The 15,335-nt window shown below is 70.4% G+C and carries 16 protein-coding genes and 2 pseudogenes; 11 read left to right on the top strand and 7 right to left on the bottom strand.

Going from position 1 to position 15,335, the window contains the following annotated elements:
- Window positions 1–125 precede the first annotated feature (125 nt).
- Window positions 126–467: a transposase family protein gene (locus tag ACFYWM_RS44200; protein WP_389927747.1), complete on the bottom strand. Its 342-nt coding sequence runs from the start codon at window positions 465–467 to the stop codon at window positions 126–128.
- A 309-nt stretch (window positions 468–776) separates the two neighbouring features.
- Here ACFYWM_RS44200 and ACFYWM_RS44195 point away from each other — a divergent pair, with 309 nt between their 5' ends.
- Both ACFYWM_RS44195 and ACFYWM_RS44190 read left to right on the top strand, forming a co-directional pair.
- The gene (locus tag ACFYWM_RS44195; protein WP_389927744.1) at window positions 777–1,124 is read left to right on the top strand and encodes a hypothetical protein; all 348 of its coding nucleotides are present in this window, start codon (window positions 777–779) and stop codon (window positions 1,122–1,124) included.
- Between the two features lie 150 nt (window positions 1,125–1,274).
- Entirely contained in the window at window positions 1,275–1,769 is a 495-nt protein-coding gene (locus ACFYWM_RS44190; protein ID WP_389927742.1) for a MarR family winged helix-turn-helix transcriptional regulator, read from the top strand.
- Window positions 1,770–1,779: 10 nt separating this feature from the next.
- Here the strand turns inward: ACFYWM_RS44190 and ACFYWM_RS44185 are convergent, their stop codons facing one another.
- Both ACFYWM_RS44185 and ACFYWM_RS44180 read right to left on the bottom strand, forming a co-directional pair.
- On the bottom strand, window positions 1,780–2,220 hold the full coding sequence (locus ACFYWM_RS44185) for an STAS domain-containing protein (RefSeq protein ID WP_389927739.1): 441 nt from the start codon (window positions 2,218–2,220) through the stop codon (window positions 1,780–1,782).
- A gap of 432 nt (window positions 2,221–2,652) precedes the next feature.
- Window positions 2,653–2,820, bottom strand: a pseudogene (locus ACFYWM_RS44180) (Na+/H+ antiporter NhaA); the annotation flags it as partial.
- 108 nt (window positions 2,821–2,928) lie between these two features.
- On the opposite strand from ACFYWM_RS44180, the gene ACFYWM_RS44175 reads away from it, so the two are divergent.
- The 4 genes from ACFYWM_RS44175 (at window position 2,929) to ACFYWM_RS44160 (ending at window position 6,666) form a co-directional block, all read left to right on the top strand.
- Window positions 2,929–3,375: a GbsR/MarR family transcriptional regulator gene (locus ACFYWM_RS44175; protein ID WP_389927735.1), complete on the top strand. Its 447-nt coding sequence runs from the start codon at window positions 2,929–2,931 to the stop codon at window positions 3,373–3,375.
- Window positions 3,372–4,589, top strand: coding sequence for a glycosyltransferase (locus ACFYWM_RS44170; RefSeq protein ID WP_389927732.1), 1,218 nt, complete (start codon window positions 3,372–3,374; stop codon window positions 4,587–4,589). Before ACFYWM_RS44175 ends, ACFYWM_RS44170 begins: the two co-directional genes overlap by 4 nt.
- Window positions 4,590–5,038: 449 nt before the next feature.
- Window positions 5,039–5,506 carry a transcriptional regulator gene (locus ACFYWM_RS44165; RefSeq protein ID WP_362506111.1) on the top strand — a complete coding sequence of 156 codons (468 nt, stop codon included), beginning with the start codon at window positions 5,039–5,041 and terminating at the stop codon, window positions 5,504–5,506.
- Window positions 5,503–6,666 (top strand): FAD-dependent monooxygenase, encoded by a 1,164-nt coding sequence (locus ACFYWM_RS44160; RefSeq protein WP_389927728.1) that lies wholly within the window; start codon window positions 5,503–5,505, stop codon window positions 6,664–6,666. The genes ACFYWM_RS44165 and ACFYWM_RS44160 overlap by 4 nt, the downstream gene beginning before the upstream one ends.
- 518 nt (window positions 6,667–7,184) lie before the next feature.
- Here ACFYWM_RS44160 and ACFYWM_RS44155 read toward each other — a convergent pair.
- The 3 genes from ACFYWM_RS44155 to ACFYWM_RS44145 form a co-directional block, all read right to left on the bottom strand.
- Window positions 7,185–8,792 (bottom strand): ABC transporter permease, encoded by a 1,608-nt coding sequence (locus ACFYWM_RS44155; protein WP_389927725.1) that lies wholly within the window; start codon window positions 8,790–8,792, stop codon window positions 7,185–7,187.
- Window positions 8,789–9,694 (bottom strand): ATP-binding cassette domain-containing protein, encoded by a 906-nt coding sequence (locus ACFYWM_RS44150; RefSeq protein WP_389927722.1) that lies wholly within the window; start codon window positions 9,692–9,694, stop codon window positions 8,789–8,791. The genes ACFYWM_RS44155 and ACFYWM_RS44150 overlap by 4 nt, the downstream gene beginning before the upstream one ends.
- Window positions 9,695–10,153: 459 nt before the next feature.
- Window positions 10,154–10,612: a GbsR/MarR family transcriptional regulator gene (locus ACFYWM_RS44145; RefSeq protein WP_389927719.1), complete on the bottom strand. Its 459-nt coding sequence runs from the start codon at window positions 10,610–10,612 to the stop codon at window positions 10,154–10,156.
- Between the two features lie 170 nt (window positions 10,613–10,782).
- On the opposite strand from ACFYWM_RS44145, the pseudogene ACFYWM_RS44140 reads away from it, so the two are divergent.
- The 4 genes and pseudogenes from ACFYWM_RS44140 to ACFYWM_RS44125 form a co-directional block, all read left to right on the top strand.
- Window positions 10,783–11,133 (top strand): annotated as a pseudogene (locus ACFYWM_RS44140) (CocE/NonD family hydrolase); the annotation flags it as partial.
- Complete coding sequence (locus ACFYWM_RS44135; protein WP_389927749.1) at window positions 11,037–11,408, top strand: CocE/NonD family hydrolase C-terminal non-catalytic domain-containing protein; 372 nt, start codon at window positions 11,037–11,039, stop codon at window positions 11,406–11,408. The pseudogene ACFYWM_RS44140 and the gene ACFYWM_RS44135, both read left to right, overlap by 97 nt.
- A complete protein-coding gene (locus ACFYWM_RS44130) occupies window positions 11,405–12,409 on the top strand; it encodes a reductase (RefSeq protein ID WP_389927716.1) in 1,005 nt (334 codons plus the stop codon). The genes ACFYWM_RS44135 and ACFYWM_RS44130 overlap by 4 nt, the downstream gene beginning before the upstream one ends.
- 16 nt (window positions 12,410–12,425) lie before the next feature.
- On the top strand, window positions 12,426–13,571 hold the full coding sequence (locus ACFYWM_RS44125) for an FAD-dependent monooxygenase (RefSeq protein ID WP_389927714.1): 1,146 nt from the start codon (window positions 12,426–12,428) through the stop codon (window positions 13,569–13,571).
- A 126-nt stretch (window positions 13,572–13,697) separates the two neighbouring features.
- On the opposite strand, the gene ACFYWM_RS44120 is transcribed toward ACFYWM_RS44125, so the two are convergent.
- A complete protein-coding gene (locus ACFYWM_RS44120) occupies window positions 13,698–13,892 on the bottom strand; it encodes an ArsR/SmtB family transcription factor (RefSeq protein WP_389927711.1) in 195 nt (64 codons plus the stop codon).
- On the opposite strand from ACFYWM_RS44120, the gene ACFYWM_RS44115 reads away from it, so the two are divergent.
- Window positions 13,870–14,649: a flavin-containing monooxygenase gene (locus ACFYWM_RS44115; RefSeq protein WP_389927709.1), complete on the top strand. Its 780-nt coding sequence runs from the start codon at window positions 13,870–13,872 to the stop codon at window positions 14,647–14,649. The two genes, ACFYWM_RS44120 and ACFYWM_RS44115, sit on opposite strands and share 23 nt — an antisense overlap.
- The last annotated feature ends 686 nt before the right edge of the window (window positions 14,650–15,335 follow it).

The following is a 15,335-nucleotide window of genomic DNA, read 5'->3' as shown; positions in this document are numbered from 1 at the left end:
GGCTCCGAACTCACGGTTTCATCATCACGCACACCGACACTCAGGTCGGCAACAGTCAAGGTCACGATCGTTAATGGTCCTGTCTCGCCCTACTTGCAGCTCAGAAGGCTATCTCCCTCGATGTCTCACCTGAGCCTGCCAAGGAGGGCCACCGCCCCCACCTGTGTGGTCAAGGCGATCGTGCGACGCTGATACGGCTCGGCCGGCTCGGGCAGCGGCTCCCGGAACGTCTGCCGTGCGCACCCGATCTGTGCGCACCTCAGCCGCCGAAACCGCAACCGCACCAGCACCCGCTGGCCACCGACCGGAAGGTCGGCCAACTGCCGATCCACATATCCGTGCACCCGCCCGAGCGCTCCGCAGCCGGGACACGCCACCGGCGCGCCGGTGGACGTGACATGCACCACGATCGCCCCGGCGCCGAGCTGGACACTGCCGACGACCAAACCGACCAGCCGCGGGAACACCAGCCCCGAAAGACCCTCTACATCACACCGATGTCACGGTGGCACAGCGCCCCGAGATAGCCATGGACCGACACGAACTATCACGGTCCGTCACCACCGAAAGTGAGCCAGAGTCGTTTACTGGACAGACCCGCAACTCCGGCGGCCACTGACCCGCCAACCCCGCGAGGGCGGCCGCCAGGATCGAGCCGCCCCGACCGCTACGGCGCCGGTGCGCGGGAACCGGCCGGGCCGGGCGGAACGTTGACGTGAACGGGCCGATCAGTGACGTCGAGCGCAGGTGACAACAGGTGGCAAAGGGATCAGAGGATGAGGGCACTGCCCACTCGGATCGCCCCCGAGCCGGACCGCACAGCCGACGTCACCGCCTGGTCCTACCGGCTGTTATCGGCCGATCAAGCCAAGAGCGCACGGGCGGCCGTGTCCGCCGCGCGGGGCGGGGTCGGTGATGCCGGCAACGTGCGCCTGCTGCTGGTCGTGGGAGCCGATCACCTCGATCCGGTGGCCGACGCCGATGGCATCGCCCAGCTCGCCGCCCCGCCGGGCACCCGGCTGATCTGCGAGATCGCCTGCCGGACACCTCCCGGCGCCCGGCGCCGGCACCTGGGCCGGTGGATGAACCGCGTTCATCCCGATGGGGACTCACCCACCGGCTGACCATGAAGATCCACCGCGGGATCACCGACCGCAACCCGGGGGCATAAACCAAGCGGTCGCGTACGGCGTCGGCCGCCGGGGACACAGAAGGCAGGCGGTCGTCATGCGTGAGGTGACATCGCGGCCCGGCAAGGTTGTAGAACTACTGGCATGGCAGAGCAGCAGCAGAATGTCGGCGGAGAGGACCTCGCGGCGGTCGTCTCCGCGGTGCTGACGGGATCGCGACTGCTGGTCGCCATCGCCGCCCGTTCGCTGAGCTCGGTCGGCGAGAGCGTCACGCTTCCGCAGTTTCGGATGCTTGTCGTGCTCGCCGGACGGGGCGAGGCCAAGCTCGTGACCCTGGCCGAAGCGCTGGGTGTGAACCCGTCCACCGCCGTGCGCATGGCCGACCGGCTGGGAAACGCGAACCTCATCGTCCGCGCCGCCAATCCCCGCAACCGGCGCGAGAGCCTGATCCGCCTCACCGGCGAGGGACGGCGTGTCGTCGACGAGGTGACCGCGTGCCGGGCCGCCGAGATCGAGAAGATCGTGTCACGGCTGTCGCCGCAGCAGCGCCACGCCCTGGTGGCCGCCATGGCGGCGTTCAACGAGGCGGGCGGGGAGCTTCCCGTCGACGCCCACCCGCTGGGCTGGCCCGGATACTGAATCCGACAGGTCAGGCCGGATCCCCCATCTTCAATTCGACGACGGCTTGCCCGACGGAGTCCCTGAACACGAACATGCCGGCCAGACCTTGCCGCCGCATCTCCCACCGGACGGGGTCGTTGGTTCCCGCGAGCATCATCCTGCCGCCCGTCTCCCGGACGTACTTGTCAGCGCCGATCAGGGCCGCCAGGCCGTGAGAGTCACACGAGCGCAATTCGGTCAGGTCGATCACGATGTGGGACGGTTGCTGCAGGGCCAGCGCATGGATCAGGCCACGCTGCACGGTGGCGCAGTTGACGGCTGTGATGTCGCCCTCCACACGGAGAATCACGGCGTATCCGATGATCACAAACTCGGAGACGGTCACGTCGAGGCGGTCGGACATCGAAAGGCTCCAGGGCGGTCGCTTAACAGACTCGCCGACCAGACTTCCCGGCACACCAGTGGTCACGATAACAGATTGATGCCTTATGCAATGTTTGCACGGTCAATCATTCGCGGCACCTATTACCTTTGAAGCGGTGCGCCGGGAAGTCTGGTCGGCAACGTCTCAGTCGTCGACTGGTGGAGGCCGCACCCATGGGATCTGTCACTCCCTCCTTCGCGGTGCTCCCGCTACCGGCCGTTCTGGTCTCCAGCCTCGTCAACCAGACGACCCTGATGATCGTGGCCCTGTTCCCGCCGGCGGATTTCCTGGTGGGTGAGGCGCCTTTGGCCTGGTACATCTACGACCGGACGACGAGATCATCACCACGCTCTGCGAACTGGCCCTGTTCGCCGTTCCATTCACCCGCAGCATGCGCGTGGGCTGACGTGAACTGCGGGCGGCGTGTCGGCTTCCCGTCCGGGCCCTCGACTGGGGCCTGCCGCTGACGCCGGTCATCACCACGTAGGTCGTGTACAGGCTGCTCTCGGTGTGGAACAGCGCGATGATGACGATGGCCACCAGGTCGTCGACCACGGCCAAGGTGAGCAGGAAGGTGCGTAGCGCGGTCGGCAGGAACCGGCCGATGACGGCCAGCACCGCCAGGGCGAAGGCGATGTCGGTGGCGCACCTGGTGATCGGCGCAAGCGGACCGGCTCCGCCACTTTCAGGCTGGGAATGGCGTACATATTGTTCGGATCTATCCGAACAATCCGATACATTCATCTTATGATGGTGGATGCTTTCGTGGAAGACGCCGGGCTGTTCTATGAGCGGCTCGGCCTGAGTCGCACGGCTGGGCGGGTGATGGGCTGGCTGCTGGTCGCCGAGACCGGCGACGCCGACGCGCCGGAACTGGCCGAGGCGCTGGCCGTGGCCAAGAGCAGCATGAGCGTCGCGCTGCGGCAGCTTGAGCAGGCGGGGCTGGTGGAGCGCTTTCGGGTGCGAGGCGGGCGGCGCGACCGCTACCGGCTGGCCGAGGACGTCTTCGCTCGCGCGTTTCGCGCCAAGATGGCCGAGTTCGAGGGTTTTCGGGCGCTGGCGGAGCAGGGGCTGCAGGCGGTGGGCGACGATCCGGAGCGCCGGCGGCGGCTTGAGCTCATGCGCGACATGTACGCGTTCATGATGGACCGCTTCCCGCGCCTGCTGCAGGAGTGGGACGAGCTGAAGGACCGGCGATGAGACCGTTACTGATCACTGTGGGCAGCCGCGGCGACGTCCAGCCGTACCTGGCTCTGGCGTGTGGGCTGCTGGCCGCCGGGCACCGGCCGCTGCTGGCCGCGCCCCGCCGCTTCGCGCCCCTGGCCGCAGCGCGCGGCGTGGAGTTCGCGCCGCTCGACGACGAGATGCTCGGCCTGCAGGGCTCGGTCAAGGGCCAGGGGGTGCGCGCGGCCATCACGGCTGCCCGTTCGGTCACGCCGATGCTGCGCCGCCTGCTGGATGATCAGGCCGCGCTCGCCACCCCGCGGGAGTTCGACGTGGTCGTCTACCATCCCAAGTCGCTCGGCGGGCCGTACGTCGCCGAGAAGCTCGGCGTGCCCGCCCTGGCCGGCCTGCTGCTGCCGCTGTACCTGCCGACCTCCGCCTTCGCCTCGCCGATCCTGCCGGTACGGGTGCCGCCCGTGCTCAACCGGGCGAGCTGGCGTATCACCTCGGCTATCGAGGCCCCCTACCGCGGCACCGTACGGGCTTGGCGCCGCGAGAAACTGGGCCTGACGGGCGCCTTCCGGTCGATGTTCGACCTGGTGCGCGAAGGCGAAGTGCTGCACGCGTGGAGCCCGCACCTGTTGCCCGGCCCCGCCGACTGGCCCGCCGCGGCCCACCCGACCGGCTTTTGGACGATGCCCGCCGAGGCCGCCTGGGCACCGTCCGAACCTCTGGCCCGGTTCCTGGCTGACGGGCAAGCGCCGGTATACGTCGGCTTCGGCAGTTCGGTCGGGGGCGATCCCGAAGCGCTGGCCGCCACGGTGCTGGAGGCGATCGGGATGTCGGGCCGGCGGGCGGTGCTGGCCACCGGCTGGGGCGCGCTACGGCCGGGCCGGCACACGGACGACGTCCTGGTGATCGAGGAGGTGCCGCACGACTGGCTGCTGCCGCACATGGCGGTCGTCGTGCACCATGGGGGTGTCGGTACGGTGGCGGCGGCGCTGCGCGCGGGCGTCCCGCAGGTCGTCCGCCCGTTCCTGGGCGATCAGCCGTTCTGGGCCGCCCGCCTGCACCGCCTCGGCGTCGCCGCGCCCCCGTTGCCGCGCCGGCTCCGGCCCGAGCGGCTCGCCGCCGCCATCACCGCCGCGGCCGACCTTGCCCCGGCCGCACACACGCTCGCCGGACATCTGGCGACCGAAGATGGTGTCGCCACCGCCGTCGCCCGCCTGGAGAAGCTGTCGGGCGGCTGAGGGGTACCTCGGCATTCCCCGCAGTCCAGGCGGTAGGCGAAGGCCAAGACGATGACGACGGTGCCGGACAGCCGAGAATAGACTCCCCGGCCCGAGCGGCCCGCGCAGGGTGTTCGGCACATGGGCGGGACCGGGCCGCGGCAGCGCGAGGCCGACGCCGATGTCCCGGGGGGTCGACAGGACGTGGGCAAGTGGTGCTCCATCGACCAGTCGATCCACGGCCTGGGTCACCACCACTGGCGGTGCCGAGCACATCATTGGACACAACCTCCAAGGCGTAGCGGCTCATAGAGGTGGACCGGCATGCCCAGCCGGTCCACCTCCCGCCCATGCTCGGGCGGTGTTGCGCTGGAAGGTGCTTCGTGGTGAGCCCGCCGCAGGGACTCCTTGCCACATACAGCTATTTTAGTTCATACTGAAATGGCTGAAGTGCGGAGAGGTGGGACGAATTGAGTGACGAGGAGTCGTTGTTGGAGTGGGTGGAGCGCGTCGCCATGTACCTGGCGCGCGACGGCGTGCCGCCGATCGCGGGGCGGGTGCTGGGCTGGCTGATGATCTGCGACCCGCCCGAGCAGTCGGCCGGGCAGATCAGCGAGGCGATCGGTGCCAGTCGCGCGTCGCTGACGTCCAACCTGCGGCTGCTGACGAGCATGGGCTTTTTGACCTGGCGGACACGGCCGGGGGATCGGACCGTCTACTACCGGATGGCCGAGGACGCCTGGGCGGTCGTGGTGCAGCGGCAGATCGCCTCGATCACCTCTTTCCTGGAAATCACCCGTGACGGCGTGGAACTGGCCGGTCCGGACGACGAGCGGGCCGCGCGAGTCCGCCAGGCGCACGCCGCCTTCGCTTGGATGGCCAAGATCTTCGACAACGCCCCATCCCTGAACACCGGAACCGAGCAGGAGAAGTCGTGACCAGACAGGCCATCGTGGTGGGCGGCGGCATCGGTGGCCTGGCCGCCGCCGTCGCGCTGCATCGAATCGGCTGGCGGGCCGTCGTCCTGGAGCGGGCTGCCGAGGTGCGTGAGATCGGCGCGGGCATGTCCCAGGCGCCGAACGCGATGCGCGCGCTGGATGCGCTCGGTGTGGGCGAGCAGGCCCGATCGGCCGGGGTGCCCACCTACTCCGCCGCCAACCTGCGCCTGCCGGACGGCCGCTACCTGCAGCAGGCCCGTCCCGGCGACCCGACGCCACTGACCGCCTTCCACCGTGCCGACCTTCATCGCGTGCTGCTGGAGGCGGTGCCCGCGGGCTGGGTGCGCACCGGCACGGAGGTCACCGGCATCCGGCAAACCGAGCGCCAGGTGACGGTGACCTGGAGCGGGGGGGAGGCCAGTGCCGATCTACTGATCGGCGCGGACGGCATCCGCAGCACGGTGCGCCGGCTGTTGTGGCCGGAGGCGCCGGCACCGCGTTTTCTGGGGCGTACCGCCTGGCTGGGCATCGCCAACGCCGTCGCCGCCGACGGACTGCCCGGCAGCATCACCATGGGCTCCGGCGGTTACCTCCTCATCCACCCGATCAGCCGAGGCCGCGCCTACTGGGCCTACGTCACTGCCGCCGAACACCCTGAGATCCGCTACACCGAGGAAAAGACCGAGGTCGCCCGCCGGGTCACCACCTGGCATCAGCCGATTCCGGCGTTGATCGCAGCGACCCCGGACGATGCGGTGATCCACATCGACATCTGCGACCTGGACCCGTTGCCGGCCTATGTCCGCGACCGGGTGGCGTTGCTCGGCGACGCCGCGCACGCCATGAGCCCCGACCGCGGTCAAGGCGCCGGGCAGTCCCTGGAGGACGCGGTCGTGCTCGCCGCGGCCCTGACCGGTGAACCGACGGTCGAGGCCGCGCTGCGCCGCTACGACACTGAACGCCGCCCGCGCACTCAGGCCACCGCGCGGGGCGCCCGCGCCGACGGGCGCCGTACCACCTCCCCCGCCCTGCACCGGGGCCTGACGAGCATGATCCGGCTGACGCCCGCCTCGCTCTGGCGTCGAGGCATCGCCGCTGACGGCAACGCCACCTGGCGCTGGCGGCCGCCGCACCTGCCGTCCTCGGCCACGCAGTACTGAGCCACGTCCGCTACCAGGGCGCAGACGGTCACCAGCATCGCGCTTGTCAGGGACCGGCGGGTCGCGGCAACGGGTGACTGGTTAGCCGCTGACATCGCCGGGCACCTTCCGCCCGGAGACGGTGCGAGCGCGGGCAGGCGGGCGTGTCAGGTGCCCGGGGTCTTGCCGAAGCTGCCGAACGCGTGGATGCGTCGCTGATCGTGGGCGCGAGATCGCGGCCGTCACCGGCTGCGTCGAGCAGGTGACGCCCCACCCGTGATGATCATCCGGCTGTCTGCCTCGCAAGGCTGACAGGAGGTAGAGCGCAGCGCCTCAAACCCGGTCTCTCTTAAGCCCGGTCCCATAGTGTCTGAAGGGCACGTCGACCTGTCGACGCACCGTGGCGCTCGGCTCTCGCACCAAGCCCCGGCCCGGTGAAAGAGCGGCGGCTACACCGCCCGATCGACCGGCACGCCTGCTCTGGACGCTCGTTCCCCTCCTCCCAGGATCTGGCAGCAGCCCAAAGACAGAGCGAACCGTCAGCCCTCCTGCAGGTCACGTCGCTGGAAGCCGGTGATCCCGGCGGCCAGGAGCGCGGCGGTGACCACGCCGAGACCCAGCAGCGGACCGGCGTCCACGGGCTGGCTCAGCGTCTGCGGGACGTGGGCGAAGGGAGACAGGTTCATGACCCAGTCGTCCAGCTGAAGCAGTTCGCCGAGCTGGGCGAGCAGGGCGAAGGCCAGCAAGGCCGCCCACGCCAGCGCGGTCAGCCGGGGCAGCAGCCCGAACAACAGCATCGCGATCGCGGCCAGGGTCCAGGCAGCGGGCGCCTGCACCAGCGCCGCACCCAGCATGCGCGCGGCCTGAGCGGCCGGTTCGCCGATCCGCAGGCCGTGCGCGAGCCCGGCCGCCAGCCCTCCCACCGACAGGATCAGGGCACTGCCGCCCAGGGCGACGCCCAGGTGGCTGAGGCTCCATCGGCGGCGGGTCACGGCCGTGGCCAGGACCGGTCCAGCCCGCAGCGCCAACTCCTCATCGCGTAGCCGCAGCGTCGCCTGGACCGCGTAACCGCCGGCGACCAGGCCCAGCATGCTCAGCTCGGCGGTCAGGAACGCGTCGGTCAGCGCGTCGGTGCCGCCGAGCTGCGCCAGGAGGGCGGCCAGTTGCGGGTTGTCGCCGACGATGTCACCCATGCTGTGGGCCAGGGCGCCGAACAGCACGCCCGCGACCGCGAAGCCGATCGCCCAGCCGAGCAGGCCACCGCGCTGCAACCGCCACGCCAACGCCAAGGGACCGGCGAGATACGGGCGGGCCTCCGGCAGGCCCGGGCGCGACGGCAGAAGCCCGGCGCCGAGATCGCGCCGCCTGGCCAGCAGCGCCGCCGCGGCCACCAGCGCCAGGGCGGTGACGGCGAGCAGTGCGACCACCCACCAGCGCTCGCCGGCGAAGGCCCGCACCCGCTGCGCCCACCCCAGCGGGGACGACCAGGCAAGCGCTTCCACCTTCGCGGCGTCACCGAGCGCCCGCAGCAGGAACGCCACCCCGAGCACCGCGCAGGCCAGGGCGTTGGCGGTGCGCGCATGCGTGGTGAGCTGGGCGGCGACGATCGCGACGCCGGTGAACACCCAGCCTGTCCCGCCCACCGCCGCGCCGAAGGCCAGCGCACCTGCGACGGGCAGCCCTTGGCCGGCCAGGCCCACTGTGACGAGCAGGGCGATGAGCACGTTCGCGGCGGCGGCCACGAGCACCGCCGCGCCCGGGACCGCCTGGCGGCCCACCGCGCAGGAGCCGACCAGCTCGGCGCGGCCGGTCTCCTCCTCGGCGCGGGTGTGCCGGGTCACCACGAGGGTGCTCATCAAGGCGGCCAGCACCGCGGCGATGGTGGTGGCCCGCCACGCGGTCAGCCCGCCGATCGAGGTGGCGTCGAAGACCGGTCCGGTGAGCGCCTGCAGGGCGGGGGCCGCGCCGATGGTGACGCCCAGCGCGATGCGCTGGCCGGCTTGCGGATACAACTCGGCGATGGCCGAGGCACTGACGGTGATGAGACCGGCGATCACGACGATCCAGACGGGCACCAGGACGCGGTCCCGGCGCAGCGCCAGCCGCACCAGCGTCAGCGTGCCGGTCATGCCATTCATGCCGTTCATGCTGCGGCCTGGTAGTGGCGCAGGAAGAGCTCCTCCAAGGTGGCCGGCCGGCAGGTCAGTGCGCGCACACCGGCGTCGGTGAGCAGGCGCAGCACCGCCTGGAGGTGTTCGCCGTCGACCTGGAAGCGGACCTGGAACCGGAGTGGGGAGCCGCTGACGGTCAGGCCGTGCACGCCCGTCAGATCGTTCAGGCCGTCGGGGACATGGTCGAGTTCGGCGTCGATGGTGGCGCGGGTGAGGTGGCGCAGTCCGGCCAGGGTGCCGGTCTCCACCGTCTGCCCGTCGCGGATGATGGTGACCTGGTCGCAGAGCGCCTCGACCTCCGACAGGCTGTGGCTCGACAGCAGCACCGTCCGGCCGCGGGCGCGTTCCTCGCCGACGACCTCGCGGAAGGTGGCCTCCATCAGCGGGTCCAGACCGGAGGTCGGCTCATCGAACAACAGCAGCTCGACTTCGGAGGCCAGCGCGGCGATCAGGGCCACCTTCTGGCGGTTGCCCTTTGAGTAGGCGCGGCCCTTCTTGGCGGGGTCGAGGTCGAAGCGTTCCAGCAGCGCCGCCTTGCGTTGCCGGTCGAGGCCTCCGCGCAGCCGGCCGAGCAGGTCGATGGCCTCGCCGCCCGACAGAGTGGGCCACAGCACGACGTCGCCGGGCACGTAGGCCAGCCGCCGGTGCAACCCGACGGCGTCGCGCCACGGGTGGCCGCCGAGCAGTTCGGCGTGGCCGGCGTCGGCGCGTAGCAGGCCGAGCAGGATGCGCAGGGTGGTGGTCTTGCCCGCGCCGTTCGGGCCGAGGAAGCCGTGGACCTCGCCGGTCCGTACGGTGAGGTCGAGCCCGTCCAGGGCGCGGGCCTTGCCGAAGTGTTTGGTCAGGCCATTGACGACAATGGCAGGGCTGTTCGCCACGGGGCGCCTCCACGAACCGGTCCGCTATGACATTGCCGACCAGACTTCCCGGCGCTCCGATGACGACAGTAACAGCGCCGCCGGTTGTCCACCAGATGGTGGCGGCCTCACCTTTCATCCTCTGGGTTTTGACCCTCGTTGCCGCGCCGCCTGGAGGTCTCCACAACGCATGTCCACCGGCTGCAAGCCGACAACCCGCAACTCCGCGACGCATCCGCCCGAGCACCTGGCGAGCGCCGCGCCGACGAGATCCTGGGACAGATCGCAACTTGCGACACGCCGGAGCGCGTTTTCGCCGAACGCGCCGGACCTTGTCGACAGGCCAACTCCGTGATCGTCGTCGACGCCACTGTCCACACTGCATCGCCCCAGGTCAGAAGTAGAATGAAACCCGGGTCCCGATAAAGCTCCGACATGATGCGCATCGGCCCTGGCCAGGCAGAATCGGCCGGATTGGGGTCAGCCGCTCTGCTGGTGCCAACGGTCCAGCAGGGCGGGCAACTCGCCGAGCAGGAAGTCGTAGAAGGCGTGCATCTGCGCCAGGCGCTGATGGGCGAGATCGCCTTCATCGGTGGTGGCGATTGCGGCGGCCGCAGCCTGCAGCATGGCCTGGATGACGGTGTTCTGACTGGTGAACAGGATGGCCCACGCGTCATCGCGGAGCCGGTAGTGCTCGCGGCGGCTACCGGGTGAGGGCAGGCGTTCGATCAGGCCGACCGTCAGCAGGGATTTGATCGCACCGGAGACCGAGCCCGCGCTGGCCTCCAGCCGCTCGGCGATCTCGCCGGCGGTGACGCTGTCCTGGTCGGTGAACAGGAAGAACGACAGGGTGCGCGCGGCCATGCGCTGGAGCCCGCCCTCGGTCAGGGTCAGGGCCAGTCGTTCCGCCGCTTGCCATTGCTCATGCCGGTCGTTCACACGCTCTCCTCCTTGGGAGAAATAGGATACCGAATACTCTGAATGTTCAGAAATTTCTGAAAAGTGGGTATAGTCCTCGTATCGGCCTCTCCCGAGAGGTTCGACGGTGTGCCGGGAAGCCTGGTCGGCGATGGGACAGCTCATCTACGTCGCCAGGAAGGTGACCGGCCATGACCCTGCTCAGCCGCCTGTACGGGGTGTGCCCCGCTCTCCGGCACCGGGTGTGCGTGCGGCGCAACGTGGAGATTCCGGCCGCCGATGGCGTGCGACTGCTGGCCACGCACTACTACCCGGCGGGCCGGCGTCGGCCGCTGGTGCTGCTGCGCAGCCCGTACGGCCGCGGCAGCGCCCTGGACCGGCTCCCGGCCCTGCTGGCCGAGCGCGGCTACCAGGTGCTGTACCAGAGCCTGCGCGGCACGGCCGGATCCGGTGGCCGCTTCGACGGCTTCGTCATCGACCCGGCCGACGGCGACGGAACGCTGAGCTGGCTGCGCGCCCAGCCATGGTTCGGCGGCGAGCTGGCCACCTGGGGCGCGATGGGATCGTGCGCCTGCGCGAGGCGGGCGACATCCGGACGGTCGAGGTGGCCCTGTGGCCGATGGCCCACCGGTTCAAGCGCGGCCACCGCATCCGGCTGCAGGTCTCCAGCGGCGCTCACCCACGCTTCGGCCGCAATCCCGGCACCGGGCAACCCCTCGCGACCGGGCGGGACCTGCGCGTGTCCGACCACGAGATCTTCCACGACCGCCAGCACCCCTCAGCCCTCTGGTTGCCCCTCATTCCAGGAGCGTCATGAAACTGCTTGTTCTCGGCGGTACCCATCACGTCGGCCGCGCCGTCGTGGAGACCGCACTGCAGCGCGGCGACGAGGTGAGCACCCTCAACCGCGGCCTCAGCCGCGACCCCGCACCCGGTGTGCGGGCGCTGCTGGCCGACCGCACCGACCCCGAGGCCGTACGGCTGGCGCTGGGCCACGGGGAGTGGGACGCGGTCATCGACACCTGGGCCTGGGCGCCGCGGGTGGTGCGCGACACCGCCCGCCTGCTGGCCGGCCGGACAGGTCATTACGGCTACGTCTCCAGCCGCGGCGTGCACCGCTGGCCCTGGCCCGCGTACGCCGACGAGCACGCACCCCTGGTCGACGGCGACCCCGCCGGCACCGGCGATGCCGACTACGCCGCCGCCAAGCGCGGCGGCGAACTCGCCGTCCTGGAATCCTTCCCCGAGGCGGCGCTGCTGGCCAGAGCCGGGATGATCCTCGGCCCGTACGAGGACGTCGGCCGCATCCCGTGGTGGCTGCGCCGTCTGGAGAAAGGCGGGCGCGTCCTGGTTCCCGCTCCGGCCCAGACGGCGCTGCAGTACCTGGACGTCCGGGATCTGGCCACCTGGATGCTTCAGGCCGCCGAACGCGGCCTGGCGGGCGCCTTCACCATGACCGGCCCGCCCGGCGCGATCACCGTCGGCGACCTGCTCACCACGGCGCTGCAGGTCACCGGCTTCGACACCGAACTGGTGTGGGCGCCGCCGGAACTGCTCGGCCGGTATGGGCTACCGCTCGGCATGGAGCTCGGGCTCCGCATGCCGGGCGGCAGCGCGCCGAGCGGCATGCACGACGCCGACGTCAGCGCAGCCCTGGCCGAAGGCCTCACCACCCGCCCGCTGCGCGACACCCTCGCCGACACCTGGGCCTGGCTGCAGGTCGAAGGCGACCCGGTCCCCCGCGCCGACGCGCCCTCCCCCGACACCTGGCTCGACGCCGCCGCCGAGCAGCGGCTGCTCGAGCACCTCTCACGTTAAGGAAGACACGACCTTCATGCGCGCCATCATCATCGGAGCCGGCATCGCCGGCCTGGCCGCCGCCCTGCGCCTGCACCAGATCGGCTGGGACACCCTTATCGTCGAACGCGCCCCGACGCGGCGCGGCGGCGGCTACGCCGTCACCTTCGGCGGCATCGGCTACGACGCCGCCGAACGCATGGGCATCCTGCCCGACCTTCTCAACAAGGGCTTCATCACCGTTGAACTCGTCTACCACAAACCGAACGGCGAACGCCGCTTCGCCCTCGACCGCGCCACCATCCTCGCCACCACCGGCCCCCGCTCGATCACCATCCTGCGCGGCGACCTCGAAGCCGTCTTGTACGAGAAGGTCGAGGGCCACGCCGAAATCCGCTTCGGCACCACCCTGACCGCCGTCGACCAGGACAGCCGCGCCGTACGGGTGACCCTGACCGACGGCAGTATCGAGGAGGGTGATCTGCTGATCGGCGCCGACGGCCTGCACTCGGCCACCCGCGCGCTGCTGTTCGGCCCGGAAGAGGACTTCCTGCTCGACCTGGAACACAAGGTCGCCGTCTACATGCTCGACAAACGCCCCGCCACCATCGCCACCGGAGCTACCGGTACCCTGTCCTCGCGCGGCCGCACCGCCGCCTTCATCAGCGTCCCCGACGGCCGCAACGTCGCCTTCTTCGGCTACCGCACCAGCCACGCCCGCCCCGGCGAGGACGCTGCCACCGAACTGCAACGCGTCTACGGCGACCTCGGCTGGGTCATCCCCGAAGCCCTGGCCGGACTCAAACGGGCCGATTCGGTCTACTTCGACACCATCAGCCAGGTCGTCGCACCGTCCTGGAGCAAAGGCCGGGTGGTCCTGCTGGGCGACGCCGCCTGGTGCGTCACCCTGTTCGCCGGATACGGCTCCGCGCTGGCCGTCGGCGGCGCCGACCGCCTCGGCACCGAACTGGCCGCCCACCCCGGCGACGTGCCCGCCGCGCTGGCCGCGTGGGAGGCGGCCATCCGGCCCGAAGCCGAACGCAAGCAGAAACTCGGCCGCCGCGTCAAAGGCGTCTACGCCCCCACCAGCCCGCTGCTGCTGTGGCTGACCCAGCTGCCACTACGCCTGACCACGCTCCCGCCGGTGCGCCGCTACATCACCCGCCGCTTCATCAAAGGCTGAGCCGCCTGGCGGCCTGGCTGAGTGGGCAGCCAGGTGTTGCATTTCCAGGCGACTGTTGGAACGCACCCCAGGTTAGGACGCGCACGTCGGTAGATCGACTGGTGTGGGTCGGCCGGGGAGCACGGTTCACCCGCAGGTGGTGCCCGGGGGGCAGATGTCGGGCGGGCAGCAGGCCCGCAGGCTGGTCTGCAGATCGCTCAGCGTCTGGCCGATCCGGGTGGGGTCGGCGCGGTAGTAGACCGTCTTCCACTCCCGCCGGGCACTCAGCACCCCGCCGTCGCGCAACGTCGCCAGATGGGTGGAGGCGACAGACCAGGCCACCGGCTCCTGGAGGCGCTACTACGACAGCCTCACCCTGTTCTCGCCCGCCCGCTACAGCTCCCTGCCCGGCCTGGCCTTCGGCGGCGATCCCGACCGCTACCCGCACCGCGACGAGGTCGTGGACTACCTGACCCGCTACGCCCGCGATCTCGGCCGCGGGGGCGCCGAGATCCGCACCGGCGCCCGCGCCACCGCCGTCGAAGCCGACGCCCACGCCGATACTCACCGCGGCGCCCGGGGCAGGGGTGGCTTCGCCGTCCACCTCGCCGACGGCAGCACACTGAACGCACCCACCGTGATCGCCGCCAGCGGCTCCTTCAACCGCCCTCACCTGCCCGTCCTGCCGGGCCGCGACGGCTTCACCGGCCAGGTCCTGCACGCCGCCGCCTACACCGACCCCCCGCCGTACGCGGGCCGGCGCGTCGTCGTGGTCGGCGCCGGCAACTCGGCCGTGCAGATCGCCTGTGAACTCGCCAAGACCAACACGGTGACCTTGGCCACCCGCACGCCGATCCGCTTCGTCGACCAACGCCCCCTGGGCAAGGACCTGCACTTCTGGTTCACCGTCACCGGCTTCGACCGCCTGCCCGCCCGCCTGGTCACCACCCCGCCCACCGTCTCCGTCCTGGGCGAGGGCACCTACCGCCAGGCACTACGCGAGGGCCGCCTGGAGCGGCGCCCGATGTTCACCCGCCTCGACGAAGACGACGTGGTGTGGGCCGACGGCAGCGCGAACCCGTCGACGCGATATTGCTGACCACCGGATACCGGCCCAACCTCGACTACCTGAACGAGCTCGGCGCCTTAGATGAGCGCGGCCACCCGCGCCATGACCGGGGTCTGTCCACCACCCATCCCGGGCTGGGCTTTCTCGGCCTGGAATGGCAGCGCACCCCCGCCTCCAACACCCTGCGCGGAGTGGGCCGCGACGCCCACCACCTCACCCGCAAACTCACCGCCCACCTCAACACCCACCGTTCCTGGGCGGGTGTACGACGAAGGGCGTCTCCCCAGCTCTTCGCCACCGAGAACGCCCTACCATGCCCGGCGACACCAGCCGCGATATTCCTCCCTCTCGCAGCAGAGATGCCGGAGAAACGATCGAAGGGGCAATCGAATCGGGTTCGGATCGTACTATCACCTTGAATGACGTTCGGTTGCTCTAGTTAGACAGTCATCTAATTGATGGTGCGCAGGTGGGAGCGGTACCTCACTCTCAAGTTCGGTAACCCCAGACACTGGTTGTCTGGAGCCTTTGCAGATGTCAGTACGGCACGCGAGTTGTCAGTGGACTTGGCAGTGGGCCATCGGGGATGGCAGCAGACGCGTGTACGACAGGAGGTTCGGCGGTTGCGTCCACGGAGGTGGTGTACGAGTTTCCCTAGGTAGCAGGCGTGGCGCCGTGAAATGAGGACGGCCATCGCGTGATCCTTCGAGTGCGAA

This window comes from Streptosporangium sp. NPDC002721 (assembly GCF_042888905.1).
Classification (GTDB): Bacteria; Actinomycetota; Actinomycetes; order Streptosporangiales; family Streptosporangiaceae; genus Streptosporangium.
Note: the sequence above shows the minus strand (reverse complement) of the source record. Positions and strands in the feature narration are given on the sequence as shown.

Excerpts from the sequence above, each read along its gene's own strand:
- ACFYWM_RS44195 (WP_389927744.1), top strand. The coding sequence starts at position 777 with ATGAGGGCACTGCCCACTCGGATCGCCCCCGAGCCGGACCGCACAGCC.
- ACFYWM_RS44190 (WP_389927742.1), top strand. The coding sequence starts at position 1,275 with ATGGCAGAGCAGCAGCAGAATGTCGGCGGAGAGGACCTCGCGGCGGTC.
- ACFYWM_RS44170 (WP_389927732.1), top strand. The coding sequence starts at position 3,372 with ATGAGACCGTTACTGATCACTGTGGGCAGCCGCGGCGACGTCCAGCCG.
- ACFYWM_RS44155 (WP_389927725.1), bottom strand. The coding sequence starts at position 8,792 with ATGAACGGCATGAATGGCATGACCGGCACGCTGACGCTGGTGCGGCTG.
- ACFYWM_RS44130 (WP_389927716.1), top strand. The coding sequence starts at position 11,405 with ATGAAACTGCTTGTTCTCGGCGGTACCCATCACGTCGGCCGCGCCGTC.
- ACFYWM_RS44125 (WP_389927714.1), top strand. The coding sequence starts at position 12,426 with ATGCGCGCCATCATCATCGGAGCCGGCATCGCCGGCCTGGCCGCCGCC.